Origin of the sequence: Sphingobium sp. B2 (assembly GCF_007693735.1) — a bacterium.
Taxonomy (GTDB): Bacteria; Pseudomonadota; Alphaproteobacteria; order Sphingomonadales; family Sphingomonadaceae; genus Sphingobium; species Sphingobium xenophagum.
Window position 1 is genome coordinate 400423 of the sequence record NZ_VDBZ01000003.1, and the last position, 14347, is coordinate 414769.

The following is a 14347-nucleotide window of genomic DNA, read 5'->3' on the forward strand; positions in this document are numbered from 1 at the left end:
TTTGCCGCATATGGTGCGACACCCACATAATCGGCGGTTAGATGAGGACGGGCGCTTCGCTGCGGTCCAGGCGCTGCCAGCGCAGGAGGCGCGCGCGCAGTGCGCCGCTCCAGACGGCATGGGTGGCATAGCAAAGCGCAAAACCGGCACTGTCGACAATCTGCGCGCTGGCGATCTGCCAGCCATATTGGTCAGCCGCGCGGCTCATGGCGGCCAGAAACGCCACGCCTTCTGCGTCCGATGGATCATGGAACAGCCGTGGCATACAGATAAGTGCGGGAATGGCGTGCCGCGCACAATGATCCAATATGGCAGTCCCGATGTCGACCCGTACCTTGGCGTGCAATCCCGGTTCCACGATCCAGCCATGTGTCGGCCGTTGCAGACTGATGAGCCGCGGCGCATGGGCCGCATCGACCCAGGTGAGACATCCGCGACGCCGCCAATAAGGCAGTCTTGCACGATTATCGGCGCCGGGCATCGCCGGACCGATCCGCACCAGCTCCCCGGTCGCGACATCAGCAAGGCAATCCGCCAGAAGACGACTATGCAATGTGGGCAGGCTGATGATGTCGGTCATGGATCAGGCTCTTCTGTAAGAAGGCGGTCCGACATCTGCTGCGCCACGGCGCCCGTCAGACCTGCTTTCATCCTATTATAGAGCAATAGCGTCGTCGGCGTTCGCTGATGATGCGGGAAGCAGAAAGGATTGAGTGCCAATGTCCGTCAAGGTGAGAGCGGCGGTGCAAAAACCTACCACGGTAGCGGCGGGATAGTCCCGCTTCGGGCGGCGTAAAAGTCGTCCACCTATGTCCTGTCTGCAGCGTGCAGGGAGGGCCGGGAGATCTATACCGTGGAACTTTATCGGGAGGTCCGCGTCGCCTGTGGGAACGGCATGACCCAGCGCGAGGCGGCGAGGCATTTCAACATATCGCGCGACAGTGTTCGCAAGATGCTGTCGTATTCGACCCCACCCGGCTACCGGCGGCAGGCTCCGGTGCGCCGGCCGAAGCTGGATGCGTTTGTTTCAACGATCGATCACTGGCTTGATGAGGACGTGAAGGTACCGCGCAAGCAGCGGCACACGGCCAAGCGGGTGTTCGACCGGCTTCGCGACGAATGCGGGTTCACCGGCGGCTACACGATCATCAAGGATTACATGCGCGAGCGCGAGCAGCGCCGACAGGAAGTGTTCGTGCCGCTGTCGCACCCGCCGGGCCATGCGCAGGCCGACTTTGGCGAGGCGATGGTGGTGATCGGCGGCGTGGAGCAGAAGGCCCGCTTCTTCGTGCTCGACCTGCCGCACAGCGACGGCTGCTATGTGCGAGCCTATCCGGCGGCGGTGGCCGAGGCCTGGGTGGATGGCCACATCCATGCGTTCGCCTTCTTCGGCGCGGTGCCGCAATCGATCGTCTACGACAATGACCGCTGCCTTGTGGCGAAGATCCTGCCCGACGGGACACGCAAGCGTGCGGCACTGTTCAGTGGCTTCCTGTCCCACTACCTGATCCGGGATCGCTATGGCCGTCCGGGAAAGGGCAACGACAAGGGGAACGTCGAGGGGCTGGTCGGTTATGCCCGGCGCAACTTCATGGTGCCGATCCCGCGGTTTGCGACATGGGATGCGTTCAACGCCTGGCTGGAAGAGCAATGCCGCAAGCGTCAGCATGACAGGCTGCGCGGCGAGAGCGAGACGATCGGGGAACGGCTGCAGCGGGATCTTGCCGCCATGCGTCCATTGCCGGCGGCACCCTTCGATGCCTGCGACCAGGCCAGCGCCAAAGTGACGGCGCAGTCGCTGGTGCGCTACAAGACCAACGACTATTCGGTCCCGGTCGCCTACGGGCATCAGGATGTCTGGGTTCGCGGCTACGTCGACGCGGTGGTGATCGGCTGCCGCGGCGAGATCATCGCCCGCCATCCGCGGTGCTGGGAACGCGAAGACGTCGTCTTCGATCCGCTGCATTACCTGCCGCTGATCGAGCAGAAGATCAACGCGCTGGATCAGGCTGCTCCTCTCCAGGGCTGGGACTTGTCCGGCGAGTTCGCCACGCTGCGCCGCCTGATGGAGGCGAGGATGAACAAGCACGGCCGGCGCGAGTACGTGCAGGTTCTGCGGCTGCTGGAAAGCTTCGACCTCGCCGATCTGCATGCGGCGGTGAAGCAGGCCCTGCATCTCGGTGCGATCGGCTTCGATGCGGTCAAGCATCTGGTCCTGTGCCAGGTGGAGCGCCGGCCGCCGCGACTGGACCTGTCGATCTACCCATACCTGCCGAGGGCGAATGTCGAGACGACCTCGGTCAAGGCCTACATGCGCCTGCTCGGTAACGTTGAGGGGGAGGAAGCGGCATGAGCACCGAGGCCCCCGAGATCCTGCTTGCCCACTATCTCAAAACCTTGAAGCTGCCGACCTTCCAGCGCGAGTACCAGAAGCTGGCCCGGCAATGCGCCGCCGAGGGCGTCGATCATATCGGCTATCTGACCCGGCTTGCCGAACGGGAGATGATCGAGCGCGACCGCCGCAAGGTCGAACGCCGCATCAAGGCGGCGAAGTTCCCGGTCGTCAAAAGTCTCGACAGCTTCGACTTTGCCGCCATCCCGAAGCTCAACAAGATGCAGGTGCTGGAACTGGCGCGTTGCGAATGGATCGAGCGGCGCGAGAATGTCATCGCGCTCGGTCCCAGCGGCACGGGCAAGACTCATGTCGCCCTCGGGCTCGGCCTGGCCGCCTGCCAGAGGGGCCTGGCCGTCGGCTTCACGACCGCCGCCGCACTGGTCAGCGAGATGATGGAGGCGCGCGACGAGCGGCGGCTGTTACGCTTCCAGAAGCAGATGGCCGCCTACAAGCTCCTCATCATCGACGAGTTGGGCTTCGTGCCGCTCTCGAAGACCGGCGCGGAACTGCTGTTCGAGCTGATCTCGCAACGCTACGAGCGCGGCGCGACCCTGATCACCAGCAATCTGCCCTTTGACGAGTGGACGGAAACACTCGGGTCCGAGCGCCTGACCGGCGCGCTGCTCGACCGTATCACCCACCATGTCAACATCCTCGAGATGAACGGCGAAAGCTACCGTCTCGCCCAAAGCCGCGCCCGAAAGGCAGGCTGAAACCCTCACCAAAATCGCCGACGCCGCAAGCGGGAAACTCTGGTCGGGCTACGCCCTCCCGACGTTCCCCGCTTGCGCCGCCAAGTGGCCTACTTTTACGCCGCCGTGTGGCCGGATTTTGCTCCGCCGTTGACAGCTTGGTCGCCAGCCAGCGAACAGACAGTTTTGCGCCCCTCTTCATTTGCGCGTCGATGCGATGACAAACCGGCCTGTGCGAAAAAATATGACACTTAGCGCCCGACAGGCGATTGTTAACGTACAATAGGGAAAGGCCTTTAATTCCCTGGAACGTGCGACATGACCATCCGACAGACAGTAGCCCTGGTAACTATCCTCATTCTGGGCTTCCTTCTGGTAGCATGTCTGCAAGGATATTCGCGCATCGCCGAAATCAAGGTGGGTGGCCCCATCCAGTTGGAATTGCAGCAATCCTCCGATCTCGTCGCCGATATTCTGCCGCCTCCCGAATATATTATCGAACCTTATCTTGAAGCCAATATTCTAAAGAATGATCCCACCGGCTACGCTGTTCACGCTCGCAGGATCGCCAAGCTAAAGTCGGAATATGACGCACGGCATGACTATTGGCGATCGCAGGAGATGTACGCACCGCTCAAGCAGGCGATCGTTGAAGGCACGCATCGGCCTGCCGTCCGCTTCTGGCAGGAATTATACACGCATTTCCTGCCCGCAGTTCGGCAGGCCGACCAGGCGTCGATGAACCGGAGCTATGCCCGGCTGACATCCGCCTATCTGGCCCATCGCGATGCTGTCGACCAAGCCGTCAAGCTCGCGATGGACCAGCGTTTGGCGCTGGAGGCTCGCGCGAGCGAGCGCATTGCGCTTGGCCAGACAATTCTGGCATCGCTTGCTGTGATCACGATTATCCTGGTGGTGCTCTTTGCACTTACGGTCCGCATCCGTATCCTGAAACCCCTTGGCGAAGTGACTAACCGGATGGAAGCCATGGCCGTTGGCCAGCGGATGAACGAAGCCGGTTTTATCGCGCGCAAGGATGAACTGGGATCGCTTAGCCGCGCCCTCGATGGAATTGTCAGGTTTGTCGATCAGCGGGCGCATGCCCAGGCTGAAAAGGAAATCGCGGTCCAGCGGTCTTTGGTAGCGGTTTTGGGGCAAGGACTATCGCGTCTGCGCGAACGCAAGCTCGACCATCGCATCGACGACGATTGTCCTCAGGGATTTGTCGCTTTGCGCGACGATTTCAACCAGGCTGCGCAATCCATGGAACGAGCGATCCATCAGGTCGACGCGGCTGTGGAAAGCCTATATTCAGGGTCAGACGAAATTACCGCCGCGACCCAGGATCTCTCCTCCCGAACGGAAATACAAGCCTCTCAGCTTGAGGAGACGACTGCCGCGATCCATGACCTCAATCGGCAGGTTCGCGAAACGTCGGCTGCCGCCACCGCAGCGGCCACGTCGGTCCGTGATGTGGAAAATCGCGCGCGTGAAGGCACGGTCGTTGTCGATGAGGCCATCACCGCGATGGGCAGAATTGAAACGAGTGCGAGCGATATAGCCAACATCACCAATGTCATTGATGATCTGAGCTTCAAGACCAGCCTGCTGGCGCTGAATGCCAGCGTCGAGGCGGCGCGCGCGGGCGAGGCAGGGCACAGCTTTGCCGTCGTGGCAGACGAAGTCAGACAACTCGCGCAGCAATCGGCTGTGGCTGCAAACGATATTCGGACGCTGATCGACAAGAGCGCTAATGAAGTAAAGCAAGGCGCCGACCTAGTCCGGTCGACCGGCGAAGCGATGGGCGTGATAGAACATCATGTCAAAGCCATTACCGGCTTTGTCGACAAGATCGCCAGTTCGGCCCAGGAACAAGCAGCCGGGCTAGGGCAGGTCACCCACGCCATGGGTGGCCTGGATCAGGCTACGCAACAAAATGCAGCGATGGGGGAACAGTGTAATGCCGCCGCCCGCATGTTGCAGTTGGAAGCGGGACGACTGCGAAATCTCGTCCGCGAATTCGAGACATCGGCCAGTCGATAACGGGGTCATTCCGTACGAAGCGAAAGGCTCCTTGCGCGTGACGCGGCACCTATCTGGCCACCGCCGCAGCTTGTCCGGCGTGCTGCATTGTTCTGGCCAATATCAGCCCGGATACGACGGCGACCGCGCCGATCATCACGCCCGGTGTTGCAGGCGAATTTGACCAGTTCTGAAGCAGATATGCCGCATAGGGGGCGGCACCGCCGAACACAGCCGTCGCGGTGGTTGCACCCAGCGCCAAACCGCTGAGGCGGACGCGCGCGGGAAATTGCTCGGCCGTTGCGACCGCGCCCACGGCGCTCACCCCGCCTGCTAGCGCGGCCAGCAGCATGACGGCGAGCAGAGCAAGCGTCCTGTCACCATGGGCAATGAGCGAAAACATCGGCACCGGCAGTATGGCGCATGATAGGCACAGAGCCAGCAGAACTGGCCTGCGGCCGATGCTGTCGGACAACCATCCGATACAGGGCGTGACCAGGATGACAACGAGCGCCGCAACGGTCGATAGCTCCAGCGCCGCCGCTTCGTCCGCCGATTGGACCAGACTGACGAAGGAAGGAACATAGGTGATACCGACATAATAGGAGATCGAACCGATCGCCGATATCGCAAAGCCGATACCGATGCCCCGGCGCTGGTTCAGCAAGGCGTCGCCCATCGGCGAACGGCTTGAGGCATTCAAACCTCTATCCGATATGAAGGCAGGCGGTTCGGGGATCATCTGTCGGACCAGCCAAATCCCGGCGGCCAGAGCGGCACCGAACAGGAATGGTATGCGCCAGCCCCAGCTATCAAGGCTTTCCTGCGGTAGCGCGTTGGTGAGCCAAGCGCAGAGCCCGACAGACAGCAGCCCGCCAATCTCGCTTGCCGCCGCCGCGCTGGACGTCACAAGACCGCGCCGGTGTTTGGGCGCTGTCTCGAACAAATAGGTCACGACCGCTGGATACTCGCCGCCCACGCTAAAGCCCATGAGGCAGCGCATCACGATCAGCAACCAGCCCGCACTGGCGCCGATCTGGGCGTGGGTCGGAAGCAGCGCCAATACCAGCATGGAAACCGTCATCAGCGTCATCGATAGAAGCAGGGTAGGCTTACGGCCCCGTCTGTCACCGAACTGACCGAAGACAATCGCTCCAAGCGGGCGCATCAGATAGGCGATCGCAAATCCCGCGAGCGTTTTGCCCAGATTTTCGCCGCCAGCCCCGAAAAACACTCGCGCCAGGGTCGGCGCAAAATAGAGACAGAGTGTGAAATCATACCATTCCACCACCGTGGACAGAGCAACCGCTATCATGGAACGGCGGGGACTGGGTTCGGTGGCGGCAGTCACGCCATGTCTCTGGCGAGCCGCAGTCCCATGAATTGCCAACGGTGATGGGGATAGAAGAAGTTGCGATAGCTTGCGCGCATATGGCCGCGGGGTGTCGCGCAACTGCCGCCACGCAACACGCACTGTCCGCTCATGAACTTGCCATTATATTCGCCAATCGCGCCATCGGCAGCGCGAAATCCGGGATAGGGACGAAAGGCACTGCCGGTCCATTCCCAAACATCGCCGAAGAAAGAGGGGCCATCTTGCGCCGGACGCGGGCGGATGTCCCCGGCCCTATCCAGCAAATTGCCGCGATCTGGATCATGCTGCGCAGCCGCCGCTTCCCATTCGGCTTCGGTCGGCAGCCTCGCTCCAGCCCAGGTGGCAAAGGCATCCGCTTCATAAAAGCTGACATGACAGACAGGAGCGGCCAGATCGACGGGATTGCGGCCCGATAATGTGAAACTGGTCCAGCCATTTTCACCCTCCGCCCAATAGAGAGGGGCGTGAATATCGTTAGCCTGACGCCAGGCCCAGCCATCGGACAGCCACAGACGCGGATCATCATATCCCCCGTCTGCCATGAAGGCGAGCCAGTCCGCGTTGGTGACCTGTCGATCGGCAATCTGATGCGGATGCAACAACGCGGTGTGGCGCGGTCCTTCACAATCGAACGCGAATTCCCGGTCCCCGGTCGTGCCAGCGCCGATTTCGACCAACCCCTCTTTACCGTCCAACCAATTGAGCGGGCCGGGATGCCCGTGAGGCGCGCCACTTTCGCGCGGCCAGAGCGCATCTTCCAGCGGGTTGAGGGAGAAGGCGTGAAGGATATCCGTCAGCAACAATTCCTGATGCTGCTGTTCATGCTGACACCCCAGGTCCACCAGCGCCAGCACTTGCGGCGAAAGTTGCCCTATTGCACGATCCATCGCCGCGTCCACCGCGGCGCGATAGTCAAGAATGTCGGCAAGCGAAGGGCGCGACAACATGCCACGCGCCGCGCGCGCCAGTCGCGCGCCTTCGGCTTCATAATAGCTGTTGAACAGAAACGGCCAGTCCGCACGATAATGGCGATAGCCCGGTACATGGTCGCGCAGGATGAAGGTTTCGAAAAACCACGTCGTATGCGCCAGATGCCATTTGGCCGGCGACGCATCGGGCATGGATTGTATCGTCGCATCCGCGTCCGAAAGCGTGTTTGCCAGGTCTCCGGTCAGTTTGCGGACAGAATGGAAGCGATCCTGCGCAGCGCCCATCAGCCCGCCACGCGCAGCAGGTGAACGCTGAACAAGGCGTCCTCGTCCGTCCATACGTCGACGCTATCGAACCCGGCTTCTTTGGCAAGAGAAGCAAATTCGCCGATTGTATATTTGTGCGAATTTTCGACATGGATCGCCTCGTCCCGCGCGAAATCGAACGACCGGCCATCAAGCCTGACCGTCTGATCGCGACGACTGACCAGCGAAATTTCGATATGGCCAGGCTGGCTGACATAACGAGCGCGATGCACAAAGGCGCCAGTGTCGAAATCGGCGGCCAATTCCCGATTGGCGCGATGCAGAAGGTTGAGACTGAACTGCGCCGTTACCCCTTGTGCATCGTCATATGCATCCTCCAGCAGGGCGATGTCCTTCTTCAGATCGACGCCAATCAGCATCAGGCCATCCTGGCCCAGGCGCTGGCTCCATCGGCGCAGGAATGCGCGCGCATCACCCCGGTCGAAATTGCCGATGGTCGATCCGGGGAAGAAGCAGACGTCGCGCAAATTCCCGCGCGTCGGCAGATCAAGCTCTCCAAGATAATTGCCGCAAACCGAGTCGACTTCGATAGCGGGATAGCGCGTCCGCACGGCGGCAGCCGCCGACGCAAGCGGGACAGGCGATATGTCGATACAGATATAGGCGCGCACCTGCTCCATCGCATCAAGCAGGATTTCGGCCTTGCCGCCCGATCCTGCACCCAATTCTATAAAGCGTATGGTACCGCGGATCGTTTCAGCGATCGCTTTTGCATGCGTCTCCAATATCCGCCGCTCGGTTCGCGTCGGATAATATTCCGGCAGTTCGCAAATACGGTCGAAAATTGCCGATCCCTCTGCGTCATAGAGGAACCTGCACGGGATCGCCCGGTCCGGTCTGGACAATCCCTCCACCACTGCCTGTCGAAATTCGGCTGTATCAGAGACGGGCGCGGGGGTGACCAGATCGATCAGCGTTTCATCATTTTCGATCGCATTGCGCGCCATATTGTACATGCAGAGTTCCTGTTAGCTTCAATGGCCGGGGATAAAGCGTGATTCATATCTGAGCCAACAGGAAGGACCGAGCGAGGAAAGCCGTTGGCAACAGAGAAGTCTCATTGTCCTGTTGTGGTTCGATTACAAAGACCCGCGGGGAAGTCGAAATAGCAAAACGATCGCCACGCGATAGCGTTCCCCGGTATGTGACAGGCCAGTTGTTCCAGACCATTTGTCGGTTGCTGCAATGGCGACATCGCGCTTTCCATGTCGTGGACAATGCAGCAACGATGCCGGAACGATGGCCCCAATCTTGCAAAAATCCCATGTCACCGCCATCTCCCCGCTGCATCGTGACATAAGGGGAGTAACATCGTGACCACCGAGACTGCATCGCGGCCTGAGACCCACGCCTTTGAGGCGGACGTGTCAAAGTTGCTGCACATGATGGTGCATTCGGTCTATTCCGACCGCGACGTCTTTTTGCGCGAATTGATTTCAAACGCAGCCGACGCCTGTGAGAAGCTGCGTTATGAAGCCATTGCCACGCCTTCGCTGCTGGGGGACGATCCGCAACCGCGCATCAGCCTGACGCTGGATGCTGACCAGGGGCGGTTGACGATCGAGGATAATGGCATCGGCATGACCGCAGCGGACATGGGCGAGACGTTGGGGACGATCGCGCGGTCCGGAACAAAAGCGTTCATGGACAGGCTGGCAGCGGACGCAGGCAAGGCGGATTCGCAATTGATCGGCCAGTTTGGCGTTGGTTTCTATTCAGCATTCATGGTGGCACGCGAGGTGGAGGTCTTTTCCCGCCGGGCAGGCGCCAACGATGCGGCATGCTGGCGTTCCGACGGGCTGGGAACCTATACGATCGCCCCCGTGGACCTGGACGATGCGCCGCAACGCGGCACCCGCGTCGTCCTCCATCTGCTCGATGATGCCAAATCTTATGCGGAGCGATCAACCGTAGAGCGGATCGTCAAGGCGCAGTCTGGCCATGTGCCCGTGCCTATCACCCTGTTCGAAAAGGCCGATAGCGAAGGCGCGCTTGTCGCCGATGGCGCTGCATTGTGGCTGAAGCCCCGTTCGGAGATCAGCGAAGCCGACTATGCCGACTTCTACCGCAGCGTTGCCGGGCAATATGATTCACCTGCACATACCATTCACTATAGGGCCGAAGGACGGTTTGAATATTCGGTCCTGACGTTCATTCCGCAGACCAAGCCGTTCGACCTGTTCGATCCCGACCGCAAAGGGCATATCAAGCTCTATGTGCGCCGGGTCTTCATCACGGACGAAGCACCTGTATTGCCCCGCTACCTTCGCTTCGTACGCGGGCTTGTGGATTCAACCGATCTGCCGCTCAACATGTCGCGCGAGATGATCCAGGACAGCCCGGTCTTGGCAGCCATTCAAAAGGGCGTGACGGGCCGCGTGTTGAACGAGCTGCAGAAACTGGCCGATAGCGACAGCGAAGCATATCTGCGTATATGGGAGAATTTCGGGCCGGTTCTCAAGGAGGGCCTTTATGAGGATTTCGAGCGGCGCGACACGCTGCTTGGTCTCGCCCGCTTCAAGACCACGACGTCTGGTGATGACTGGCGTTCGCTCAAAGATTATGTCGCGGATCTGCGGGAAAACCAGACGGCCATCTATTATGCCACCGGCAGCGATCTGGATCGGCTCTCAACATCCCCGCAGCTGGAAGGCTTCCGCGCCCGCGGCATAGAGGTGTTGCTGCTTCCTGATCAGGTCGACAATTTCTGGACCTCGATTGGTGTCGACTTTGAAGGCAAACCGTTCAAGTCGGTGACCCAGGGCGGGGCCGATCTTACCCTCATCCCCCTGAGCGACGATGCCCCATCGTCCCCTCAGGCAGAGGCGGGCGCGCTGGATAGCTTCATTGCCTTTGCCAAAGAGGCGCTCGCCGGATCCGTATCCGACGTGCGCGTGTCGGAGCGGCTGACAAGCAGCGCGGTCTGCCTGGTCGCGTCGGAAAGCGGCATGGATCGACAATTGGAGAAGCTGCTCGCCAATGCCGGGCAGCTGCCACAGGCAAGCCTGCCTGTGCTGGAAGTCAATCCCGGCCACCTGTTGATCCAGAAGCTCGCGACGACCGATGATGCGAATGCGATGAAGGCCGATTTGGCCCATCTACTGCTGGATCAGGCGCGGATCGCCGATGGTGAGCAGCCGAGCGATGTCCGGGCGTTTGCTGAGCGGCTCGACAGGCTCATGCGCCGCGCCGTCGATTAGGCCATGGCCGCGCGGGCACCTTATCGACGGATCGGGATCATAGGCACTGGCCGGGTTGCTGCGGCAATCGGGCTGGTGCTTGCCCGCCAGTCTGGCGATCCACTCCATATCTGGGGCCATAATCCGGCAAATTCGGCTGCTCTTGCCGCATCAATCGGCCGGGCCAGTGCCGTGACGCAGTTGGCCGATATAGGTGATGGGTGCGATCTGATCATTCTGGCTGTTTCGGACGATGCGCTAGAACCTTGCATCCATCAACTTGCAGCGGTCGCCGGATCGGCACCGGCCTTTGCCTTCCATGTCAGCGGACGCAGTGGCGCAGGGATACTGGCCCCGCTCGATGCCAAGGGCTTGGGTACTGCGGCTGTCCATCCGGCCATGACCTTCACTGGCGATCCGATCGCCGAAGCGCAGCAGATGATCGGCGCGCGTTTCGCCGTGACGGCCAGCACGGCGCAGTCTGTCGCGAAGGCGCGGGCCATAGTCGCGCTGCTGGGCGGCGTGCCAGTCGAAATCAGCGAAGCGCACCGCCCGCTCTACCATGCCGCGCTATGCCATGGCGCCAACCATCTGGTTACTCTGATTGCCGGCGCCACAGAAGCCTTGGCGGCGGCAGGCGTTGACGATCCCGCAGCGCTGCTGGCGCCGCTTGCCCGCGCCGCGCTGGCGAATGGGCTCGGAAAGGGCATGGCTGGCCTGTCGGGTCCGCTGCTGCGCGGCGACGCAGCAACGATCGGCGGGCATCTGGTCGCCTTGCGACAGGCCTGCCCCCCTCTCCTGTCGCCATATCGTGCCATGGCCTCCGCCACGCTTGACGCGCTGGAAAGGGCGGAGGGATCAAGCGGGTCTGATGCCTGTCGCTCGCTTCTGGAAGCGGATGAATGATAGCGCAGATGATGGATACGCCACCTTATTGAGCGAGTGGTAATTGGCGGAAATCACCGGCAATGCCGCTTCTGGCCGCAACCTACATCTGCCCCAAATGGAAACGGGGGACGCCTTTCGGCATCCCCCGCTCCTCCCGCTCACAAGGAGTGATCAGGCCTTCTTGGTGCGCCAGCCGTCGGCATAATTGTCGCGGGCTGCTTCCGAATAGGGGACCGAGGAAACGATCGCCTTGATTTCGGTCTGGACGTGGGGTTCGACCGTCGGCTTGGAGGTGCCGCCATTGGGTTCGCCCCAGAGCAGGGTCACTTCGGTGCCCGGTTCGGCGAACTCGGCATCGACCATCGCCAATGCCAGGAAGCGGCCTGCGTTGATGGTATAACCGATCCAGGTGGACAGACCGATGGTCTTGCCGTCCTTCAGCACTGCGTCATAGGGATGCATGCAGTAGACCGCGCTGGGGAATTCAAGGAACTTGGCCTTGTCGCCGGTCTGGAGCATCGAGCTCATGACGCGGACAATATCTTCATTGTCCAGCGCCAGCGTCACCTTCTGGCGATGGGGCTTGTCCTTGATCTTTTCCAGCGCTTCGCGGCCGACGAAGTCATGGTCGAACTTGACCATGATGCCATAGCCCAGCTCCCACGGGTTGAGATAATAATCCTCGATATTGTCCGACACGAAGCTGCCGCCGAGCGAACACATGCCTTCATAGGATTTGGCGGGCAGCCATTCGCGGAACGCCTTGGAGCCTTCACCGGTATAGGTGGCGGGCAGCGGAGACGGGATCCAGCCCGATTCCAGCGTGTTCGAGGAATAGGTGCGGCCGCCGCAAAGGGTGAGGCCGTAATCCTTGCCTGCTTCGATCAGCGCATTGCGGACGGTGTCATAATCCTTCCAGGGACCAAACAGCTCGTAACCTGGCTGACCGGCCATGCCGTGGCGCAGCGCGCGCACTTCGACGCCCGCGATCATGATCGGCGCCATGTGGAAGAATTTGAGATCCGGCGGGGTTTCGCCCATCGCCTTTTCCAGCACGGGCATGGCGTTTGGCCCCTGCAGCTGGAAGCGATAGTTGCGACGGTAGCCCTGCTGGTCGAGCGGGCGGGCAGCAGTACGCTCGTCGCGTTCGACCTTTACGCCCCACTTGCCGGTCGAGGCCCAATATTCGCCCCATTCGATCGAGGGAGCGCGGCCGACCAGCTCGACCTTTTCTTCTTCGAGATAGAAGAGAATGACGTCGCCGATGACATAGCCTTCGGGCTGTCTCTTATACACATCTAGATGTGTATAAGAGACAGATATTCGACCCATTCGATCGAGGGAGCGCGGCCGACCAGCTCGAACTTTTCTTCTTCGAGATAGAAGAGAATGACGTCGCCGATGACATAGCCTTCGGGCGTGACGGGAGCGAACTGCTTGGCGCGGTTCGGCACGAAGCCCTTGAAGCTGTTGGGGGCGAGATAGGCCAGCATGTCGAACGCGCCGGGACCGGTGACGAGCAGGTCGACCATGTGGAAGCTCTGGTTAAACAGGACCGAGCTTTCCGCCCAGCTGCGCTGTTCATCGCGCCAGTTGCTATATTCGCCCGGAACGCCCGGATAGGCGTTCGGGCCGACCTGCTGGTTGCGCAGGAATTCAACGATGTCGCCCTTTTCGTCGAGCAGTTGTTGCAGGGACTTGTCGGTCATTCAAACCTCTCCTTTGGGATGATGTGCAATGTGACGGAAATCATGGGGTCGGGGCGATGGCGAGCCACTCCCCGACCAATTGGTTGAAAACCTGCGGCGCTTCGGCGGGCATCATATGGCCTGCACCTTCGACGATGCGCAGTTGCGCGCCGGGGATGGCAGCCACGATCGCTTCATGCTGGGCGACCGGGGACCACTGGTCCTGGCGACCGACCATGGCGACAGTCGGACACGCAATGGTCGGCAACAGCGCATCGACTGACGGACGATTGAGCAACGCCTCGATCTGCGCCTCGAACGTTGCAAGGCCAGCTGAGACCGCCATGGCGTAGAGGCTGTCCATAAGGGGTTCATTGCGAAGGCCAGCGAAGCCCATCATCGGCGGCAGCCAGTTCGCGACCAGCGCGGCCATGCCCTGTTCTCGGCCAAGATCGCGCAGCGCATAGCGCGCTTCGCGTTCGCCCGGCTTGGGGCCATGAACGCCCGTATCGACCAGCGCCAATCGCTCGACCCGGTCAGGCGCCTTGCGCATGACTTCCAATGCGATGCGCGCGCCCATGGAATGGCCAAGTAGCGAGACGCGCGCTGGCATACGAGCAAGCACATAATTTGCCATCGCCTCGATCCGGTCGCAACCGGCATAAAAACCGTCAATCACCTGGGCGTCAGGGAAAGCCGCCAGCAGTTCAGCAAACATGCGCGAATCGCACATCAGCCCCGGAAGGATGATGAGGGGTGCGGCTTTGCTGCCCTGATCGGATGATTTCGTATCCATGAAGTTTTCATCTATACGAATGTTTACGGATAGGCTAGGGGAAAAATGCGCCGGGG

At 60.9% G+C, this 14347-nt stretch carries 11 protein-coding genes and 1 pseudogene; 5 read left to right on the forward strand and 7 right to left on the reverse strand.

Going from position 1 to position 14347, the window contains the following annotated elements; genetic code table 11:
- Positions 1-37: 37 nt before the first annotated feature.
- Positions 38-580, reverse strand: a complete 543-nt coding sequence (locus FE851_RS20310; protein WP_145206520.1) for a hypothetical protein — start codon at positions 578-580, stop codon at positions 38-40.
- Between the two features lie 273 nt (positions 581-853).
- Between FE851_RS20310 and istA the strand changes: the two genes are divergently transcribed.
- The 3 genes from istA (at position 854) to FE851_RS20325 (ending at position 5130) form a co-directional block, all read left to right on the forward strand.
- On the forward strand, positions 854-2353 hold the full coding sequence (istA, locus tag FE851_RS20315) for an IS21 family transposase (protein WP_145206521.1): 1500 nt from the start codon (positions 854-856) through the stop codon (positions 2351-2353).
- The gene (istB, locus tag FE851_RS20320; protein WP_137114004.1) at positions 2350-3108 is read left to right on the forward strand and encodes an IS21-like element helper ATPase IstB; all 759 of its coding nucleotides are present in this window, start codon (positions 2350-2352) and stop codon (positions 3106-3108) included. Before istA ends, istB begins: the two co-directional genes overlap by 4 nt.
- A gap of 297 nt (positions 3109-3405) precedes the next feature.
- Entirely contained in the window at positions 3406-5130 is a 1725-nt protein-coding gene (locus FE851_RS20325; RefSeq protein WP_145206522.1) for a methyl-accepting chemotaxis protein, read from the forward strand.
- A gap of 49 nt (positions 5131-5179) precedes the next feature.
- On the opposite strand, the gene FE851_RS20330 is transcribed toward FE851_RS20325, so the two are convergent.
- The 3 genes from FE851_RS20330 to egtD are packed head-to-tail and all read right to left on the reverse strand — an operon-like array spanning position 5180 to position 8696.
- Complete coding sequence (locus FE851_RS20330) at positions 5180-6424, reverse strand: MFS transporter (RefSeq protein WP_145206636.1); 1245 nt, start codon at positions 6422-6424, stop codon at positions 5180-5182.
- 32 nt (positions 6425-6456) lie between these two features.
- Positions 6457-7698: an ergothioneine biosynthesis protein EgtB gene (gene egtB, locus FE851_RS20335; RefSeq protein WP_145206523.1), complete on the reverse strand. Its 1242-nt coding sequence runs from the start codon at positions 7696-7698 to the stop codon at positions 6457-6459.
- Positions 7698-8696: an L-histidine N(alpha)-methyltransferase gene (gene egtD, locus FE851_RS20340; RefSeq protein WP_145206524.1), complete on the reverse strand. Its 999-nt coding sequence runs from the start codon at positions 8694-8696 to the stop codon at positions 7698-7700. Before egtD ends, egtB begins: the two co-directional genes overlap by 1 nt.
- Before the next feature lie 357 nt (positions 8697-9053).
- Here egtD and htpG point away from each other — a divergent pair, with 357 nt between their 5' ends.
- Both htpG and FE851_RS20350 read left to right on the forward strand, forming a co-directional pair.
- On the forward strand, positions 9054-10940 hold the full coding sequence (gene htpG, locus FE851_RS20345) for a molecular chaperone HtpG (RefSeq protein ID WP_145206525.1): 1887 nt from the start codon (positions 9054-9056) through the stop codon (positions 10938-10940).
- A gap of 3 nt (positions 10941-10943) precedes the next feature.
- Positions 10944-11825: a Rossmann-like and DUF2520 domain-containing protein gene (locus FE851_RS20350; RefSeq protein WP_145206526.1), complete on the forward strand. Its 882-nt coding sequence runs from the start codon at positions 10944-10946 to the stop codon at positions 11823-11825.
- Positions 11826-11978: 153 nt separating this feature from the next.
- On the opposite strand, the gene FE851_RS20355 is transcribed toward FE851_RS20350, so the two are convergent.
- From FE851_RS20355 to FE851_RS20365, 3 genes and pseudogenes are all read right to left on the reverse strand, one after another.
- Positions 11979-13139 (reverse strand): glycine cleavage T C-terminal barrel domain-containing protein, encoded by a 1161-nt coding sequence (locus FE851_RS20355; protein ID WP_261371107.1) that lies wholly within the window; start codon positions 13137-13139, stop codon positions 11979-11981.
- Positions 13133-13516 (reverse strand): annotated as a pseudogene (locus FE851_RS20360) (aminomethyl transferase family protein); the annotation flags it as partial. The pseudogene FE851_RS20360 and the gene FE851_RS20355, both read right to left, overlap by 7 nt.
- Positions 13517-13556: 40 nt before the next feature.
- A complete protein-coding gene (locus FE851_RS20365) occupies positions 13557-14291 on the reverse strand; it encodes an alpha/beta fold hydrolase (protein ID WP_145206527.1) in 735 nt (244 codons plus the stop codon).
- Positions 14292-14347: the final 56 nt, after the last annotated feature.